Origin of the sequence: Trabulsiella odontotermitis, assembly GCF_001188485.1 — a bacterium.
GTDB lineage: Bacteria > Pseudomonadota > Gammaproteobacteria > Enterobacterales > Enterobacteriaceae > Trabulsiella > Trabulsiella odontotermitis_A.
The window spans coordinates 109,456-126,571 of sequence record NZ_JNGH01000101.1 but is presented as its reverse complement, the minus strand read 5'-3'; the positions used below and the strand labels follow the sequence as shown (position 1 = coordinate 126,571).

Annotated in this window: 25 protein-coding genes and 1 pseudogene; 6 read left to right on the top strand and 20 right to left on the bottom strand. The window is 53.2% G+C overall.

What is annotated here, in order from left to right; translation table 11 throughout:
• Window positions 1-5 precede the first annotated feature (5 nt).
• The 15 genes and pseudogenes from GM30_RS15485 to GM30_RS26290 form a co-directional block, all read right to left on the bottom strand.
• Complete coding sequence (locus GM30_RS15485) at window positions 6-212, bottom strand: hypothetical protein (protein WP_049849341.1); 207 nt, start codon at window positions 210-212, stop codon at window positions 6-8.
• Window positions 209-397, bottom strand: a complete 189-nt coding sequence (locus GM30_RS15480; protein ID WP_049849340.1) for a hypothetical protein — start codon at window positions 395-397, stop codon at window positions 209-211. Before GM30_RS15480 ends, GM30_RS15485 begins: the two co-directional genes overlap by 4 nt.
• A complete protein-coding gene (locus GM30_RS15475) occupies window positions 394-2,784 on the bottom strand; it encodes a replication endonuclease (RefSeq protein ID WP_049849339.1) in 2,391 nt (796 codons plus the stop codon). The genes GM30_RS15480 and GM30_RS15475 overlap by 4 nt, the downstream gene beginning before the upstream one ends.
• Window positions 2,781-3,890 (bottom strand): DNA cytosine methyltransferase, encoded by a 1,110-nt coding sequence (locus GM30_RS15470; RefSeq protein WP_049849338.1) that lies wholly within the window; start codon window positions 3,888-3,890, stop codon window positions 2,781-2,783. Before GM30_RS15470 ends, GM30_RS15475 begins: the two co-directional genes overlap by 4 nt.
• Window positions 3,887-4,081 (bottom strand): hypothetical protein, encoded by a 195-nt coding sequence (locus tag GM30_RS15465; RefSeq protein ID WP_049849337.1) that lies wholly within the window; start codon window positions 4,079-4,081, stop codon window positions 3,887-3,889. The genes GM30_RS15470 and GM30_RS15465 overlap by 4 nt, the downstream gene beginning before the upstream one ends.
• Window positions 4,082-4,104: 23 nt before the next feature.
• Window positions 4,105-4,704, bottom strand: a pseudogene (locus tag GM30_RS15460) (DNA adenine methylase); the annotation flags it as partial.
• On the bottom strand, window positions 4,697-5,398 hold the full coding sequence (locus GM30_RS15455) for an exonuclease domain-containing protein (protein ID WP_338011789.1): 702 nt from the start codon (window positions 5,396-5,398) through the stop codon (window positions 4,697-4,699). The gene GM30_RS15455 and the pseudogene GM30_RS15460, both read right to left, overlap by 8 nt.
• Window positions 5,399-5,426: 28 nt before the next feature.
• On the bottom strand, window positions 5,427-6,002 hold the full coding sequence (locus GM30_RS15450; RefSeq protein WP_049849335.1) for a 3'-5' exoribonuclease domain-containing protein: 576 nt from the start codon (window positions 6,000-6,002) through the stop codon (window positions 5,427-5,429).
• A 13-nt stretch (window positions 6,003-6,015) separates the two neighbouring features.
• The gene (locus tag GM30_RS15445; protein WP_049849334.1) at window positions 6,016-6,222 is read right to left on the bottom strand and encodes a hypothetical protein; all 207 of its coding nucleotides are present in this window, start codon (window positions 6,220-6,222) and stop codon (window positions 6,016-6,018) included.
• A 76-nt stretch (window positions 6,223-6,298) separates the two neighbouring features.
• Window positions 6,299-6,505, bottom strand: a complete 207-nt coding sequence (locus GM30_RS15440; RefSeq protein ID WP_049849333.1) for a hypothetical protein — start codon at window positions 6,503-6,505, stop codon at window positions 6,299-6,301.
• Window positions 6,506-6,508: 3 nt separating this feature from the next.
• A complete protein-coding gene (locus GM30_RS15435) occupies window positions 6,509-6,910 on the bottom strand; it encodes a hypothetical protein (RefSeq protein ID WP_049849332.1) in 402 nt (133 codons plus the stop codon).
• Complete coding sequence (locus GM30_RS26295; RefSeq protein ID WP_155483995.1) at window positions 6,882-7,055, bottom strand: hypothetical protein; 174 nt, start codon at window positions 7,053-7,055, stop codon at window positions 6,882-6,884. The genes GM30_RS15435 and GM30_RS26295 overlap by 29 nt, the downstream gene beginning before the upstream one ends.
• Window positions 7,036-7,317, bottom strand: coding sequence for a DUF4761 family protein (locus GM30_RS15430; RefSeq protein ID WP_049849331.1), 282 nt, complete (start codon window positions 7,315-7,317; stop codon window positions 7,036-7,038). Before GM30_RS15430 ends, GM30_RS26295 begins: the two co-directional genes overlap by 20 nt.
• 10 nt (window positions 7,318-7,327) lie before the next feature.
• The gene (locus GM30_RS15425; protein ID WP_049849330.1) at window positions 7,328-7,609 is read right to left on the bottom strand and encodes a Cox family DNA-binding protein; all 282 of its coding nucleotides are present in this window, start codon (window positions 7,607-7,609) and stop codon (window positions 7,328-7,330) included.
• Window positions 7,610-7,756: 147 nt separating this feature from the next.
• Window positions 7,757-8,020 carry a hypothetical protein gene (locus tag GM30_RS26290; RefSeq protein WP_072094135.1) on the bottom strand — a complete coding sequence of 88 codons (264 nt, stop codon included), beginning with the start codon at window positions 8,018-8,020 and terminating at the stop codon, window positions 7,757-7,759.
• Here GM30_RS26290 and GM30_RS26285 point away from each other — a divergent pair, their 5' ends adjacent.
• Window positions 8,021-8,482, top strand: coding sequence for a hypothetical protein (locus GM30_RS26285; protein WP_072094134.1), 462 nt, complete (start codon window positions 8,021-8,023; stop codon window positions 8,480-8,482). It begins immediately after the preceding gene.
• A gap of 44 nt (window positions 8,483-8,526) precedes the next feature.
• On the opposite strand, the gene GM30_RS15415 is transcribed toward GM30_RS26285, so the two are convergent.
• Window positions 8,527-9,024, bottom strand: a complete 498-nt coding sequence (locus GM30_RS15415; protein WP_162212998.1) for a hypothetical protein — start codon at window positions 9,022-9,024, stop codon at window positions 8,527-8,529.
• A 123-nt stretch (window positions 9,025-9,147) separates the two neighbouring features.
• Here GM30_RS15415 and GM30_RS15410 point away from each other — a divergent pair, with 123 nt between their 5' ends.
• Window positions 9,148-9,444, top strand: a complete 297-nt coding sequence (locus tag GM30_RS15410) for a helix-turn-helix domain-containing protein (RefSeq protein WP_049849327.1) — start codon at window positions 9,148-9,150, stop codon at window positions 9,442-9,444.
• A gap of 66 nt (window positions 9,445-9,510) precedes the next feature.
• Window positions 9,511-10,491, top strand: a complete 981-nt coding sequence (locus GM30_RS15405; protein ID WP_049849326.1) for a phage integrase — start codon at window positions 9,511-9,513, stop codon at window positions 10,489-10,491.
• A gap of 177 nt (window positions 10,492-10,668) precedes the next feature.
• On the opposite strand, the gene cpxP is transcribed toward GM30_RS15405, so the two are convergent.
• On the bottom strand, window positions 10,669-11,172 hold the full coding sequence (cpxP, locus tag GM30_RS15400; RefSeq protein ID WP_049849325.1) for a cell-envelope stress modulator CpxP: 504 nt from the start codon (window positions 11,170-11,172) through the stop codon (window positions 10,669-10,671).
• Window positions 11,173-11,322: 150 nt separating this feature from the next.
• On the opposite strand from cpxP, the gene cpxR reads away from it, so the two are divergent.
• Window positions 11,323-12,021 carry an envelope stress response regulator transcription factor CpxR gene (gene cpxR / locus GM30_RS15395; protein WP_049849324.1) on the top strand — a complete coding sequence of 233 codons (699 nt, stop codon included), beginning with the start codon at window positions 11,323-11,325 and terminating at the stop codon, window positions 12,019-12,021.
• Window positions 12,018-13,394, top strand: a complete 1,377-nt coding sequence (gene cpxA, locus GM30_RS15390) for an envelope stress sensor histidine kinase CpxA (RefSeq protein ID WP_049849323.1) — start codon at window positions 12,018-12,020, stop codon at window positions 13,392-13,394. The genes cpxR and cpxA overlap by 4 nt, the downstream gene beginning before the upstream one ends.
• A gap of 30 nt (window positions 13,395-13,424) precedes the next feature.
• Here the strand turns inward: cpxA and yiiM are convergent, their stop codons facing one another.
• Window positions 13,425-14,099: a 6-hydroxyaminopurine reductase gene (gene yiiM / locus GM30_RS15385; RefSeq protein ID WP_049849322.1), complete on the bottom strand. Its 675-nt coding sequence runs from the start codon at window positions 14,097-14,099 to the stop codon at window positions 13,425-13,427.
• A gap of 163 nt (window positions 14,100-14,262) precedes the next feature.
• On the opposite strand from yiiM, the gene GM30_RS15380 reads away from it, so the two are divergent.
• Complete coding sequence (locus GM30_RS15380) at window positions 14,263-15,156, top strand: dihydrodipicolinate synthase family protein (RefSeq protein WP_049849321.1); 894 nt, start codon at window positions 14,263-14,265, stop codon at window positions 15,154-15,156.
• Window positions 15,157-15,207: 51 nt separating this feature from the next.
• Here GM30_RS15380 and kdgT read toward each other — a convergent pair whose 3' ends face one another.
• On the bottom strand, window positions 15,208-16,191 hold the full coding sequence (kdgT, locus tag GM30_RS15375; RefSeq protein WP_049849320.1) for a 2-keto-3-deoxygluconate transporter: 984 nt from the start codon (window positions 16,189-16,191) through the stop codon (window positions 15,208-15,210).
• Window positions 16,192-16,452: 261 nt separating this feature from the next.
• On the bottom strand, window positions 16,453-17,073 hold the full coding sequence (sodA, locus tag GM30_RS15370) for a superoxide dismutase [Mn] (RefSeq protein WP_049849319.1): 621 nt from the start codon (window positions 17,071-17,073) through the stop codon (window positions 16,453-16,455).
• Window positions 17,074-17,116 lie beyond the last annotated feature (43 nt).

Here is a 17,116-nt window from a genome sequence, read left to right as displayed (position 1 = left end):
TGCGTTTAACTCTTATTGAGTTCAATAAATTCAACATCCTCACCGCCTAATACCGCGTTCTGCTTAATAGCCTCTAGTCTGCATGCCGCGTCATACCTGTTGATCGCATAGAAAAAACCAGTGAACTGACTGCCATCTATCCGATATTCAAACGATGTTCGATACCACCAACGCCCGTTTACCAGCACTTTTTCTTCCAGGGTGATCTTCATTTCGCACCGCCCGGTAACAAATAAAGAACCCATGCCGCTGCAACAATAAAAATTGCTGTACGGCAGATGAATCCAGCGCCAAACTTTCGAAATCCGTTTTCCCATACGATGAATGACACAACCCCTACATATGCTGGAAATGCAGCGAGTGCGCATAAGGTAATGGTCACCATATCTGCGATCATGATTTATTCCTCTCTGGTCTGTTTTTCCGTATCCGGTTGAATCGCTCAATCAGCGATTTTCCCTGTTCTCTGTTTTGGTGTTTCTGCACTGCTGATACCCCACGGTTACGGGTGATTAGTCGCCCGTTCTCCACGGTAAAAATCAGATCGTCGCGGGTGATGGCAGCGCCGGCCAACAGCGATCTAATCATCGCGGCACTGGCGTCAATCTCACGCAACGCCAGTAATTCACTGATCTGCCGCTCCTTCTCTGATAGTTCGACTGGTTGTTTTTGGCTTGATGGCCGCGCCTTGCGCCTGCGCCGAACGTCTTCGCTCAGGCGCTGCGCCAGTTCCCGTTTTTCCTGACGCGAAAGAGCATCAAAATTCACCGTCCCGCCGTCAGCTGGCACGGTCATTTCTGACCGTGCTGCAGCTTTTTCGTCGGCATGATCAAGACCGTCAACGCCTGTTGCGGGATCCCGCGTACAGTTATTGACAGAACTCCGAGGGGCGGCGTTGCCGCCTGAAAAACCAAGGTCAACGGCCTCGCTGTCGGCGCTTTTGCGCTTCGGTACGATTTTGTATTGCGTTGTGCGGGTAAAAATCAGAGACGCGTCTTTGCCTGTGAGCGGGCAGTAAATGCCGGTGATCCTCTGGACGTCATCGCCATAGGCGTTGCCGTTTTCGGTGGTCTCGTAGTTCAGACGGACACGCAGGCAATCACGCGCAACCAGCGGGCCGCCCTGTGCCTGTACGTAGTTATCCCACTCCCCGGCATCGGCGGCCTGGCGGGCGGCTTCAAGTTCCGGGTGTAATACCAGTTCGCGATTGCCCAGGCGGCGCAGCTCGCGGTAAACCGTGACCGGCGCTCCGCCGATCTGCTGGAACTGACGAATAGACCAGCGAGACGCCCATGCGCTGACGCGCCTGGACATATCTTTGAGATCCTCGCCTGTCTCATCGTCCTTCTCGCCGTCCAGCGCAAATCCGTCGATATTTTTCGAGATATATTTCGCTATATATCCGGTTGCACTGCCGTGGGCTTCGTCGATCGGTACAACCTGAAAACGGTTTTCCAGCGCTCCCGGCTCGTTGCCGTCTTCCTTTAGAGCGTGCTTGTGGAAAATATCGCGCGCATCTTCTACGCGTTCAGGCTGGATAAATAACAATAGGTGCCAGTGCGGTGTTGCGTCGTGGTGCGGTTCAACCACGCGGAATCCAAAGACCCTAATCCCTTTACGCTTCCATTCGGCACGGGTTCTTGCCCACACTTTGCAAAGATATTTCTGCGTTTCACGCGGTGACGCGCCCGAGTATTTATTGTTGCGGAGGCCATTGTGCTGCATTGCGTGATACTTGGATGGGGCGGTGAGGGTGTAGAAATCACCAGCCAATCCCTCCAGCTTCGCCAGTTCTTCAAATCCGCGCATTCTTACCATAAGTTCACTTCTCCTGATTGCTGGGTTGGCGACGCTCCCCATGACTTTATCGATCAGGGATGAGCGCTCGCCCGTTATGTCGTCTTCTAATTCCATAGCCTTGAGGTAATCGCGGTTGGCTTTCTTCTGCGCCAGCCACTCCGCAACGCATGGCGCGCTGCTGTACGGGGAGGCTTTAACCTGCACATACCCCGTTGCGATCATCAGGTGTTCGCGCCAGCGGGCGTGAATTTTACGCAGGCGGTTTAACCACCACTGCGGTGACTCCAGACGGAGAACGGCACGTAGCGCGTCTTCTGCCCCCAGCGCTTCGCAGCAATACGCACTCCATCCCGGCACTGAGACGTTGAGGTACTGCGCCAGTGAGGCGATATAGCCGTAGCTATAGATAGCGGCGAACTCTGGATCACCGGTGGTTTTAATCTGGTGCTCTGACTCGCGAATAAACTCGCTCGTGAAAATATCAGCGAGCGTATACGCCAGTCGTTTTAACTCTCGTTTCCCTGCCCACAGCAGGCGGAAAAGCTGATCGCGGATTGGCAGTAGCACGCCCGGCAACACACTCACCGGCTGATACGCGCGATTCACCCGATCAATACGCGTCAGTACGTGGCGTTCGAACGTGTTCATTAGCCAGTAATCTGCGGCGGCGCGATCTCTCGCATCGAGCGCGTCGAGCTTTGTTGCGAAGTGGCGACGAACGTATTGCGGCAGGGCGGCGAGACGGCGGCGCAGTAGCTTTGCGCGATCCGGTTTTTCGTCCTCTTCGCACAGGTCAGCAAAATCAATATGGCGGCGCGTGCCGTCCGGTGTCAGGTAATCAAAGCCGCTGCTGGCAAGTGACGCGTCGCGGCCAATTGCTGGCCGTGGCTGATTCCATGACCAGGCGTACCGGGTAGCATTAATCGAGCTACCCGGTGTTGGTGGTATTGAGGCGGTGGCGAGATGGCCGCTGGCGTCGATCATCTCGCGCCGTCCATGTATGCGGCTATGAACGCTTCCGCGACCGGCGCGACGATGGCGTTTCCGTAGGCGCGCAGTTGGCCCACTCGTCCGGCAACCCCATTAGCCAGCGGCTTAAGTCCGGGTTTAACTGGCCGCCACTTTCCATCATGGCAAAAGAGCCAGTCAGCATCTCTCCAGTGGCCGTTAGTCGGAGCGGCAATATCTCCACTTCGTGAGGTGCTGGAGCCCTTCCGTGAAGGTATTCCGGTGAACGTATCTTCATCTCCGCTGTTGGAGTTGCCCACCCCGCAAGCCTTGCTGCCCCGCCCAGGGTTGTTCCTCGATTTTTGTGGTTCGCAGCCGCTGCTACGCCTGCAACCTGATTGTTGTCTATCGTCGTTGGTGTCGGCCAGCCCGCAAGCTGCGCCGTCACATCCAACCGATCCGTCGAAAGCTTCCCGTTTCGAATCCTCCCGCCCACATATCCGCCTTTCCCGTCCGTTGCTGTCGGCGTGTTCCAGCCCGCCAGACAGGCAAAGTCCTGTAGGTTCGATTGCCGACCCGCCAGCATTCTGGCTATGACCTTCTGAGGATCCTGATAGGCGTTTTTGACATTGCTCGCGTTCGGCGTCGGCCACCCAAAACAGGCGCTGCCTGATGTGCGGCGCACCGAAGCCCGCAGCGCAGAGATCGAAAGCAGCGAAGGCGTAACTCTCTCCTTCCAGGTGATTGCGTACATCGTCGAGCCAGTCAAGGCCGTCCTTGCCTGCAACCTGCTCGCCAAAGATAACGTCAGGTCGGCACTCCGATATAAGACGTGCCCATGTGGGAAAGAGATGGCGTTTGTCGCTTTTTCCCTTCTTCTTTCCGCAGGCGCTGAATGGCTGGCATGGACAAGAACCTGTCCAGACTGGTCGATCATCCGGCCATCCGGCGCGGCGCAGGGCGTAAGACCAGACGCCGATTCCTGCGAAGAAGTGACATTGTGTGAATCCTTTAAGGTCATTGGCGGTTACTTCCTCAATTGAGCGGGTATCGACAACGCCCGTGGCGATATGCCCGGCGTCGATCAGATTGCGCAGCCACTGCGCGGCGAATGGATCTATTTCGTTGTAGTAGGCGGTCATGGCTTGATCTCCTGAATGGAATCAAGCAGCAGGCGGCGGCGTGTGTTCTCCGCAAAGTGCCGTCTGCCGGTGTCCTTGTGGTAACACTCGTTTTTGCCGACCACCCACATTGCTTCCGTCTCGTGGAGTTTTTTACGCTGCGGGCCGTCTTTGGTGATCACCGTTCCGGTGTGGGTTTTTTCGATGCTCATAGCGCTACTCCTTGAGCGCTACTACGGAGTACGCCGATCACTTCACCGGCCATATCTCGGCTTTTGGCGCTGACTGAGCGGCGCACGCTGAAGGAGTGCAGATCGAACGAAGATGAATAGATATCGCGGGTTTCCTGGGTGTCGCTGTTTGAAATTACTGACGGTGTGCCGTACTGGCGGTGTGCTTCCAGCAGCGCATTAACCAAATCTCGGTGATCGTCCAAGGTGAAAGGCTTGCCGTAGGCGGTGAAATTTGCGGTCTTACTGGCTGGTATGTACGGCGGATCGCAATAAATCACCGCGTCATACATAACCTGCGTCGCTTCAGGGATGGCGCTTCGAAAATCATCGCAATGAAAAATCGCCCTAGTGTCCTTCGCCTTCTCGGCAAAAATGCGCATCTCAGCTGACGGCAAGTAGGGTGATCTGTAGCTGCCAAACGGGACGTTAAATTCGCCGTCTGCATTGATGCGAAACAGGCCGTTGAACCCGTGGCGGTTCAGATACAAAAACAGAACGGCATACAGCAGGGNAATCAGGCAGTCGGCTTTCGGCAGATGTTTCAGCAGCTCCGGCATGACGCGGGATTTTCCGCCCGCCCATTTGATAGGGGATCTATTCATGTTTCATCCCCGCGATAGCGCGAATTACGCCCAGCGTCTGCTGGCAGTCATACAGCGCGCGGTGTGCATTGCCTTCGCCTGATGCAACATTCAGCGCAACGGCAGCGTCTACCAGTTTCGCCCACCTGTATTTGCGGCGGTAGGTGTCCCATAGTCCACGGTGTTCGGCGTAGAGCTGCATGGCGCATTCATAGGTACTCGGATCGATGAGTTGAGTGCCCGCCCCACGACGCAGCATCCGCGCATCAAAACTCGCGTTATAGGCAATCCATTTGCGGTCTAGCAGATCGGTCACTTGCCGCTCAATGTCTCTCCATGTTGGCGCGTCACGCACCATTTCATCAGTGATGCCGTGAATGGCGGTGGCCTCTGGCGGGATCGGAATGCCTGGGTTTACCAGAGTGTTGAGCAGCGTCTTGCCGGTGCAATCAATGATGGCGATTTCAACGATTTTCGCGTCCGTGCCCAGCCCGGTTGTTTCGGTATCAAGAATGAGGTAGTTCTTCCTGATCCAGCGAAGCGCTGTTTCGCTTGGGTGCTCCACTCTGTTCTGGTGGTATACGGCCATGTCTGCCAGTTTCCATGCGTGGCGAATGGCGTCCTCCGCGATGGTGTCGCGGTCAGCTGTCGCCCGATTAGCCGTGAGGCCGTTCAGGATTGCGATAAAAAAATCATCACGGTTCTTGATAGTCATGCTGTTGATTCCTTGCTGTGGGAGTCTGTCAAGCGTCGAACGATTGATCGGCGTGGTTGCTGGTCAGGCGCTGCCAGATATCGCAGACCTGTTCCGCCCGGTAGACCGCATCGGTCAGTGTGAAGGGGGCTGAATCGCGGCGCGGGTGAGGGGCGTAGCCGGTAGCGCCAGCAATGAGGATCAGTGTTGATAGGTGGCAGATCTCAACAAGCGAGAAGATCTCATCGAAGTTGATACTGTGGTGTATTGCTTTCAGTCCCAGCCTGGCAATTGATGATGAGTCGCCCGACACCCAGCAATTGAGTTCTCCTAGTGCTCGCTGCGAGTTGGTGCAAATAAAACCGATGGCTTTAAATACCGCTACTTTCTCGGCAAGGGTGGCGTTAATAATCTCGGCACGTGTATCGGAATCGGCACGCAGAAGGTTTGGTATCACTCCTTCATCAAATTTCAGATTGTCTGAACTCTGATTAATGCTCACCGGCCAATAACCCTGTGGGCCTATCTCGCCAGTGGACGGATCAAAAAAAACGCACTCGATGGCGAGTATTGTTGAGTCCAGAGACTTACCCAGCGCGCGAATATCCAGCATGAAATTGTTCATTTAATTATCTCCGTTAAACGCTTAATTCACGGGCGTCGATCCACGCATCAATAGCCGCGTAGATTTCGTCCGGTGTGTTGGTTTCTTTTTTCATCATGATCAGGCGAAGGCGCAGCATGCCCAGCAGGTGGGCACGCTCTGCTTTTCTTGCCTGCATGGAAATGGCGACGAATTCAGGATCGCTAATTTCTTCATTCAGCTTTATTGAATTAACGTGCATGACTACCTCCGAAAAAAAGGTAAAGCGAGTCCCCGGCGAATACGCCGTATTTAGTTTTTTGATGGTGAATAATTAATTAGGTTTTACTGGTACCGTACCATTCACGTTCAAGTGATTTAACAATACCTCTGCAAATAGAGCCACCCGGTAATATTGAAAACTTAATCCCCGTTTCTTTGCATGAAATCTCGAACCCGTTGTCACGGATATCTTTAATAGCCATGCCATGGATCGCATCCGGCGATTTACTGTATGGATGCTCCGGCCCGAATCCGCTCGCCATAAATCACCCCATTACCTGTGCTGATTTAATAACGTCCTCTCTAAATACATGTCTGTCACTGAGGGTCTTTCTTAAACTATCAATCATCTCCGGAGTCAGCTCTACCGAAACAACCAACGGCTCTTTAATACACAGAGTTACACTCGCCTCGGCGTTCTCGCTCTTTACGTCTGACAGGTCGTAAGGTTTCGGTACTTCACCATCACACACTCTGGCGATAAGGCCACGCATCTCGGCGAGCGTTTCTTCGTCTGACTCACCCAGGCACATGACGAAAAAATAGAGGTGTGAAATGCCGTGATGCAGAAGCGCCAGCGAATGAACGAATGGCTGGCCCATGAATTCATTATTGAAATGAAAACATTCCAACAGTGCATTAATTTTCTGTGCGTATTCTTTTTTCATTTTGCTGCCTTTTTAATTTATTTTTTGCCTTAACTCTAGAGCAGTGATCTCTTATAACTTCACGAGCAGAAATCAATATCGCTAAAGAGAATAAAAACAACCAAACTGCTAACAACAAATCGTTATTAAGAGATGAACCGCCCATGTTTTAAGATCCTGTTTATGGTTGAACAGGCTTCGGCTAATGCGAAATCACGACCGAAATAATTATCTACTTCGCATTCCTGATCGCGCTTATTAATTAAATACGTGTTGCGGTCGTTGAGCGCGTTACGCGGTGTCTTGCGGATAGTGAAGCCGCGATAGACGTACGTGTTTTTACTCACCTGTACAACTGCGTGATCTATATCGGCTGGGCGCAGAATCGAGCCTGCTCGCGACCCGTACTGTGAATACTGTTTACGCATAGCGGCTACCTCAGAGACCAATCCACAACAGCCACGCGTCGCGCTGTTCTTTCGGACGGTTGAAATAAGCATCTCGCATCGCACGGTTGAACTCTGGAATATAAATCCAGTTCTCGGCGCGGGCGCCCAGGCTTTCCGGGTTCTTCCAAGGGATGATCGGCAACTTGCCATCCTCGATCATGCTCTTGACCGTGGCTGGCTTTTTACCGATCAGCTCGGCAAACTTCGGGTACGGAACTGCGTCGACAGCGTGACGCACTTCAATAAACCCCTCTAAATTCTTGTCTGTCATTGCGTTTAATCCTCGCGTGAAGTTATGCCGGGGTTTTTAACCATGCCCGGCGCATGGCTTTGTGGTAATTTCGTTATGCCGCCTCCCACCAAAGAATCGGTCGGCATAACCATCACCCAACAAAGGAGTTCTTATGTGTCTTTATTTCTACGGAAGCTTTCTCTCTGGTTGTATTTGCGGCGTCACATAGATCAGTCTGCGTCTTGGTGGTACACGTAACGGGAATGATGAATCTGTTTCAATAGGGCGATTTGGACGCCGGAATACCGCCCCTTCCTCTACCCGCTTTGAAAGCCATTCAAGAACGCTCATTGCCTCTTCAAATGAGTAGTTGTTCAAAGCGAACAGCATATTATCTGCCGCTTGCGCTACGCGTTTTACGAAAAAGTCATTCGTTTTTGGAGTTTCCATATGAATATCACCCTATTTTCAGAAAACGATAAATGGTTCTGGGTACTGCAACATGATTCTCATGAACTCATGAGAAGCTTGGCATTTCAGGAATTCACATTAGCCAGAAGAAGTGCTGAGCGCTTCCGTATTGGTGCTGGCAACCCTTTAATAATTAACAACAGAGATGCACTAAAGAGTACTAATAATATTGATGATGATTTTCGAAACATCTTCCTCGTCTCTCTTGTTAACAATCAATGGATAATTGAAGTTCTTATCCCTGAAAATGTTGTTCTTACCTGCGAATCTATTCACTCTTCAAAAGCTTGTGCAGAGGCTTACATTGCCTCTTTATCTAATGATGTTTTTGAGTGCGCCGACCTTGTTAATAACAGCGGCTGCACTCTTCACCCATTACAATATTCCCTCCGTTATCGGGAAATGTTTGGTATTAAAGATGAACATCCTTCATCAAAATAAATTCCTTACTTTGTTCTGCTGACGCAAGGCCGGGGAAACCGGCCTTAATAGCAAGCTCTCGGCAAATCCTTCATGTGTTCCATCAGTTTCGCCAGGTGCCACCCTCTGACGGGTTTCCTCATCTTTTTCGATTCACTCTCAATGGCACCAATAACCGCGACCATCAGATTGATAAAATCTTTTACGGTCAGCTCTTTGCCGTTTTCGGCTGCGACCATGTCTTCGGTATTTTCTAATTTGGTTTCGTTGGCTGTTGACTGGTTGGTAGATTCGCCGCTGGCGCTGGCGTTTTCTGGTAGTGGTTTTTCTTCGCCGTAAAATTCAACGGTAGGTGGTAAAAGAATATCCTGAAAAATAGCAATGATTTTTTGCGTGTCGTTGACGTCAACGTATTTGCCATTCTCCAAAATCTTTCTTGCTGCGTAGTTAGCTACGTCTGCTGCAATTTCGACCATGCCTTGCGGTGCTGAGTACTTGCGCTGCACTAACACTGACAGCCCACGGCAAAACCAACACCCGCACCGCTCTTTCCTTTCACTCATTTGTGCTAATCTCCGCATTGGCGTTAAACGCTTATTTCGGCTTGCAACTGCCTATGTTGGCCTTTAGGTTCCTTATAAGGAACCGACGAGACAAATATAGATCCTGATAAGGAACCTTGTCAAATGCAAATTCATGAAAAATTGAAGGCCATGAGAAGGGCTGAAGGGATATCACAGACAGAGTTTTGCCAACTGCTTGATATGTCGATCAGTTCAGTCAAAAAATACGAAACCGGCTTGATAGAGCCTGGAGGGTCGGTGCTCATGCACATAATGCAGCACGAACGATTTCAGAAATACACGCTTTGGATGATGACTGGTAACACCGCACCAGACGCCGGACAAATTGCCCCGGCTCTCTCTCTTGATGGGCAAGAAACTGCGGCAACGTCTCGCCGCTCCGCCCGCAAAACTGGTTAACGCTGCACGGTGATTTCGTTGACTGGATAGATTCAGTTTCAATCTGTAATGCCGGAGGGCTTTCTTATGTCGATTAAGAAGCTCGAAGGTGGTCAATACGAAGTAGACATCTGGCCTCGCGGACGCAACGGAAAGCGTATCCGCAGGCGGTTTCAGAAAAAACAAGAGGCGGTTCTTTTTGAGCGTTACGTCATGGCGAACGCAGACAAAAAGGAATGGCTGGGTGCGAGCGTAGACCGTCGCACTTTGAGTGAGTTACTGGATATCTGGTGGCTGCTTTACGGGCAGACGCTGGAGAACGGCGAGATAGAGAAACGGCACCTGAACAAAACGATCAGGGCGCTGGGTGATCCGGCCGTCAATCGACTGAACAAACGGACGATTGCACAGCACCGCAGCCAGCGGCTTGAAGACGGGATTAGTGCGGCAACGATCAACCGGGATATTTACCGCTTTTCCGGGATGTTCAGTGCGCTGATTAAGCTGGATGAGTTCAGAAAGGAGAACCCCTGCAAGGGGCTGGAGCCGCTGAAAGAAGCGCCGCCAGCAATGACCTATCTCGCCAAATCAGAGATCCGCAAATTGCTGGATACCCTGACCGGCGATTACCGGCGCTTGGCGCTGTTATGCCTGAGCACTGGCGCACGCTGGGGCGAGGGTAGCACGCTGCGAGGTGAGCAGGTAAATCACGGGCGAGTGACGTTCCTCAAAACCAAAAACGGGAAGAGGCGAACGGTTCCGATATCGGAAGAGCTGGAGGGTGAGATCAAAACCAGCGACACCGGGCCGCTGTTCAAAGTTGATTACGAGATCTTCTGCGAACGGCTCAGGCAGGTTAAGCCAGACCTGCCGCGCGGACAGGCAACACACGTGCTCCGGCACACGTTCGCCAGCTGGTTCATGATGAACGGTGGCAATATTATCGCGCTACAGCAGATCTTGGGTCATGCGAGCATTCAACAGACGATGGTCTATGCTCACCTCGCCCCTGATTACCTGCAACATGCGGTAACGTTGAATCCGCTCGGCGGAGGTCTTGAGGTGTGACAAAGTTGTCTACGCCTTGTCTACGCCCGTAAATCCTGGTGCTTTCTGTAACTGCTTACAGCGGTTACAGGAACACTTGATTTACAAAGGATTTTTTCTAAGTTCCTGAAAAAAAAGACCCCCTCATCATGAGGGGGAAGACAGGGATGGTGTCTATGGCAAGGAAAACAGGGTTTGTTACTGGTGACTCAGGGTACTACTGCTACTAGAAAGCGCCATGGCTGCGTTTCGCTGCATTTTCGCAACCTCTCGCAACTGGTCCATTCGTTGCTGGTGTTTGTCATTTAAAACCGCCTGCTGATCCGGGGTTAACAGGTGGTACATCTGATTTCGTACCTTCGCCATTTCAACCTGGCGAGAGACCTGTTCTTGCGCCATCTTTTCAGCCTGGGCGCGCACGGCGGTTTCATCAAAATGGTTTGCGGTGATAAGGCTGTGCATTATCTCCAGTTCGCTAACATTAACGGGGGGCTGGTCATGCCGGGCACGTTGCATAAGATCCCGCATCTGTTGGCGCTGATGTTCGGTTAAACTTATGCCGTCAAACATATTGCTCTGACCGCTTCGCGGCGCAGGCCCCATATTCGGCTGACCGTTAGCGCTGGTGACGACTTCAGCAGCCTGGCTATAAGCACTTAGCGCCAGCGTTGAGGCCATGACGGCAGCGATAACTTTGCGCATCACTTGCTCCCAAAAACTTTAATGTCGCGATTCAACGAGAGACAGTCTACGATTCAGGCTGCAAACATGCGTCAGGGGGTGTAAAACAACGTAAAGTCATGGATTAGCGAGCCTTGATGACGTAATTTCTGCCTCGGAGGTATTTAAACAATGAATAAAATCCTGTTAGTTGATGATGACCGGGAGCTCACCTCCCTGTTAAAGGAGTTGCTGGACATGGAAGGCTTCAACGTGCTGGTTGCCCACGATGGCGAACAGGCGCTGGCGCTGCTCGACGACAGCATCGACCTGCTTTTGCTCGATGTGATGATGCCGAAGAAAAACGGTATCGACACGCTTAAAGAGTTACGCCAGACACACCAGACCCCTGTCATTATGCTGACCGCGCGCGGCAGCGAACTGGACCGCGTGTTGGGCCTTGAGCTTGGCGCAGACGACTATTTACCAAAACCGTTTAACGATCGTGAACTGGTGGCCCGTATCCGCGCGATTCTGCGCCGTTCCCACTGGAGCGAGCAACAGCAAAACAGCGACAACGGCTCGCCGACGCTTGAAGTCGACGCACTGAGCCTCAATCCGGGGCGTCAGGAAGCGAGCTTCGAGGGTCAGGCGCTGGAACTGACCGGCACCGAATTCACGCTGTTGTACCTGCTGGCGCAGCATCTCGGCCAGGTGGTTTCCCGTGAACATCTGAGCCAGGAAGTGCTGGGTAAACGCTTAACGCCTTTCGATCGCGCGATCGACATGCATATCTCCAACCTGCGCCGCAAACTGCCTGAGCGCAAAGACGGTCACCCCTGGTTTAAAACCCTGCGTGGCCGCGGCTATCTGATGGTATCCGCTTCATGATAGGAAGTTTGACCGCACGTATCTTTGCCATCTTCTGGTTAACGCTGGCACTGGTGCTGATGCTGGTATTGATGTTGCCGAAACTGGATTCGCGTCAGATGACCGAATTGCTGGAAAGCGAGCAGCGTCAGGGGCTTATGATTGAACAGCACGTTGAAGCTGAGCTGGCCAACGATCCTCCTAATGACCTGATGTGGTGGCGTCGACTGTTTCGCGCTATCGATAAATGGGCGCCTCCGGGGCAGCGCCTGTTGCTGGTCACCAGTGAAGGACGCGTTATTGGTGCCGAGCGCAGCGAAATGCAGATCATCCGTAACTTCATTGGTCAGGCGGATAACGCCGATCATCCGCAGAAGAAAAAGTATGGTCGGGTAGAGCTGGTAGGGCCCTTTGCCATTCGCGATGGAGAGGATAATTACCAGCTCTATCTGATTCGTCCTGCAAGCAGTTCACAATCCGATTTTATCAACCTGCTGTTTGACCGTCCGCTGCTGTTGCTGATTGTCACTATGCTGGTCAGCTCGCCGCTACTGTTATGGCTGGCGTGGAGCCTGGCGAAGCCCGCCCGTAAGCTGAAGAACGCGGCGGATGAAGTGGCGCAGGGGAATTTACGCCAGCATCCGGAACTGGAAGCCGGGCCGCAGGAGTTCCTGGCGGCAGGTGCCAGCTTTAACCAGATGGTGACCGCGCTGGAGCGCATGATGACCACACAGCAGCGTTTGCTGTCGGACATCTCCCATGAACTGCGTACGCCATTGACACGCTTACAGCTCGGCACAGCGCTTCTGCGCCGCCGTGCGGGCGAAAGCAAAGAGCTGGAGCGCATTGAAACGGAAGCGCAGCGCCTGGACAGCATGATCAACGATCTGCTGGTCATGTCGCGCAATCAGCAGAAAAACGCGCTGGTCAGTGAGACGCTGAAAGCGAACCAGCTGTGGAGCGAAGTGCTCGACAACGCCGCGTTCGAAGCGGAACAGGTGGGCAAATCGTTCACCGTCGAGTATCCGCCGGGCCCGTGGCCGCTGTACGGTAACCCGAATGCGCTGGAAAGCGCGTTTGAAAATATCGTCCGCAACGCGCTGCGTTACTCGAACACCAAAATCTCGGTGGCGTTTGCGGTGGATAAAGACGGCATCACCATTAACGTGGATGATGACGGCCCGGGCGTCAGTCCGGAAGACAGAGAGCAGATTTTCCGTCCGTTCTACCGTACCGACGAGGCGCGGGATCGCGAATCCGGCGGTACCGGTCTGGGGCTGGCGATTGTAGAAACCGCCATCCAGCAGCATCGTGGCTGGGTGAAAGCGGACGACAGTCCGCTCGGTGGATTACGTCTGACGATCTGGCTGCCGCTGTATAAGCGCGCGCCGTAATGCAATGCCCTCTCTTCGCGGAAGAGAGGGTTATTTCCCCGTCAGCCGCCGTAAATTATCCTCAATCTCGCCGTTTAAACGCCGCTTCTGCATTGTTCTCGACCAGCTGACAGACAACCCCGCCGCCGACAGTAAACGGTGATACTGCTCGTCATCAAAGGGCAGATGCCAGGCAATGGCCGCCGCCTCATACACCGACACCTCACTCAGCCGCGACACCAGTTTCAGCGGTGCATCACTGGACACCTTACCGGGCGCAATCACGCGATACAGCCAGCCCACGTTACCACTGCTCTGCATCTGCGCTGCCATGTCACTGATATTGAAGTGGTAATTGAGTTTGTAGCAGGGTGAGCGCGGCTGCGTGATTTGGATTAGCGCCTCGCCCCAGCGAAAAATATCGCCGATAAACGCGGTCTTCTCGGTCAGCCCTTCGGTGGAGAGATTTTCCCCAAATGCCGGAGCGCAGAATTGCTCTGCCAGCGCGGGAAACTGCCGCGCCCACTCTGCATAGTGCTCACGCGGATAATGGCACAGCGCGCGATCGGGCCCGCCGTGATATTTCTTTTCCGCCTGCTCGTCGCCTTCCAGTCCCAGCTCCGTCAGCATCAGTTCGCCGTCGACCTGGATTTTGGCGATCGCGCTTGGCCCGCTGCCCACGTAGTCGCGGATCCTGCCTGTAAATACTTCTACCGGATACTGCATGTGCTCTCCCTTTCGTTTTATCGCTGTAGGCAACTAGTAGAACACATTTTTTTGTTCATTGACTAAGCAAAATGCGACCGGCGTAAACCTTATGGTTCAATAATCGCGTTATTCATGAAGATTATTTGAAACGCTATTTCACAATAAGCAAGGAGTCAACGACATGACCACTCATTCTCGTTTTTCCGGCGTCTGGTGCCCGTCGATCACGCCGATGGATGCGCAGGGTGCGCTCGACCTGAACGGCCTTTCTCAGCATCTCGCCCGCCTGACGGCCGCGAGAATCGATGTCATTTTGCTGATGGGCAGCATCGGCGAATTTGCCTCACTCAGCCTGGAGGAGCGCCTGCACCTCATCCGCGAGGCGCGCGCCATGTCGCCGCTGGCGATGGTCGCTAACGTCTCTTCCACCTGCGTGGCGGATATTGTGCTGATGGCGCAGGAGGCGTTCCGCACCGGCTATGACGCGGTGATGGTACTGCCGCCGTATTATTACGGGCAAACCTCAAACCAACTGCTGAGCTACTTCAGAGCGCTTGGCAGGCAGTTCAGCGGCAAATGGTTTGCTTATAATTTCCCGGCGCGTACCGGCTGCGATATCACCCCGGAAATCACCGCAACGCTGGCGAAAGAGTTCCCGAACTTCGCCGGGATTAAAGACACGGTGGATTGCCAGTCGCACACGCGCAACATCATTCTCGCTACCGAACCGGTACGCAATGATTTCGCCGTGCTTTCCGGCTACGACGAATATTTCATTCCTAATCTGCTGGCAGGCGGCGCGGGGATTATTTCCGGGCTGAATAACATCATGCCCGAACTGTTCGTGCAGGCGCGGGAAGCCTGGGCGGCAAACGACCTTCAGACGCTGCATAACATTCAGCGGGAGATTGGTCGTTTTATGTCTATCTATGCGATTGGCGATGACTTCGTCACCACCATTAAAACCGTGGTGTCACGCAAGTTTGGCTACTGCCAGCCCCACTCCCGCAATTTTGGCGGGGAGCTGAGCGCCGCTCAGTGCCAGCACATCGACAGCGTGTTTGGCATCCGCTAACGACAAGAAGCCCGGCAGTGCCGGGCTTCTTTTCAAATCTATAACGAAGCGTTATTTAACCGTTTCGCGGATCTCCGCAGCTGCCGCCTGGCCTTTCACTTTACGCGACCACAGGGACGTCAGGATTGGCACCAGAATCGACGTTACAATCACCGAGGTGGCGACCAGCGAGGTTGCAGCCGGCGCCATCGGTTTGAATTCCGGGATCATCTCTGCAATCAACACCGGCGTTGCCACAGCCGCACCTGCAGAGCTGGACGCCGCGAGACCTGCCGTACCGTCACCGCCGCCGATGAATTTATCGGCAATAATCAGCGGAATACCCGTCACCACTATCACCGCCAGACCCAGCAGGATACCCAGCAGACCGGTTTGTGCAATCACGGTCAAATCGATGGTGTTACCCAGCGCGAAGGCGAAGAACGGAATCAGCGTCTGCACGGCTTTACTGAAGAAATCGCGCAGTTCAGGGTCAAGGTTACCCAGCGCAAAACCGACCAGGAACGGCAACACCGCGCCGACAAACACATGCGGTTCAAAGGAAGCGATACCCGCAGTACCGAGGATGATCATGGTCATCAGCGGACCGGATTCCAGCGACATCAGAACAAACGCGCCAGCCTCTTCTTTGGTACCGTACTGCTGCATGATAGACGCATACAGGCCGCCGTTGGTCATATCCATCGCCGCGACCAGCGCCAGCGTGGAGATACCTGCGAAGAACCCGACCTCAACACCGTGTTCCGGAATAATGCGTGACGCAATCGCTGCCACCACCCACGCCACGGCAATTTTGGTCACCACCAGCGTACCGGATTTACGCAATACCGTCCCGGTCGCGCTGAGCTTGATGGACGCCCCCATGCAGAAGAACCAGACGGCCAGAATTGGCACGGTGCCGGTGATCAACCCATTGGTAAAGGAACCAAAATATTTGCCCGCACCGGGGGAAAGCGTATGGCAGAGCGCGCCCAGAAACAACGGAACAAGCATCATACCACCCGGTATTTTTTCTATCGCACGTTTGATCTGCATATTCTCACCTTAACCCACTGAAAATGAAATTGTTGCCGCCGATTTCTGTTTTCCGCACACGTATCAGCAGTATTTGTTGCAGCCACAATAAACATTCTCGAGTCAGAGAAAAGTGATCTAAATTACAAATTGAAACTCCATTTCATATTTATCAGATCAATGTTTCTAAAGGTGATAGGCATCACATGGCGCGGAGTACAGGCAATAAAAAACCCCGCCGTAAAAGGCGGGGTTTCGTTCATGCCCGAAGGCAAAAAGTACTTATTTTTTAGCGGCGAAACGGGCAGCAGCTTCGTCCCAGTTCACCACATTCCAGAACTCTTTAATGTAGTCCGGACGACGGTTCTGGAATTTCAGGTAGTAAGCGTGCTCCCACACATCCAGGCCCAGGATCGGGAAACCGGACGCGCCAGAAATGGCTTCACCCATTAACGGGGAGTCCTGGTTAGCAGTAGAAACCACCGCCAGTTTGTCGCCTTTCAGTACCAGCCAGGCCCAGCCAGAGCCGAAACGGGTGGCAGCAGCTTTCTCGAACTCTTCTTTAAATTTCTCAACAGAGCCGAAATCGCGCTCGATAGCGGCTTTCAGATCGCCCTGCAGGGAAGTGCCTTTTTTCAGACCTTTCCAGAACAGGCTGTGGTTGGCGTGACCGCCCGCGTTGTTACGCAGTACGGTTTTTTTGTCAGCCGGCAGTTGATCCAGTTTAGTGATCAACTCTTCAACAGGCAGGCTGGCGAATTCAGGCAGGCTTTCCAGCGCGGCATTAGCGTTGTTAACGTAGGTCTGATGATGCTTGGTGTGATGGATTTCCATCGTCTGTTTGTCGAAATGCGGTTCCAGTGCATCATAAGCGTACGGTAGCGATGGTAATGTATAGCTCATAGTCATCTCCATTATTGTCGGGCGGCAGAGGTGTTAATGCCGC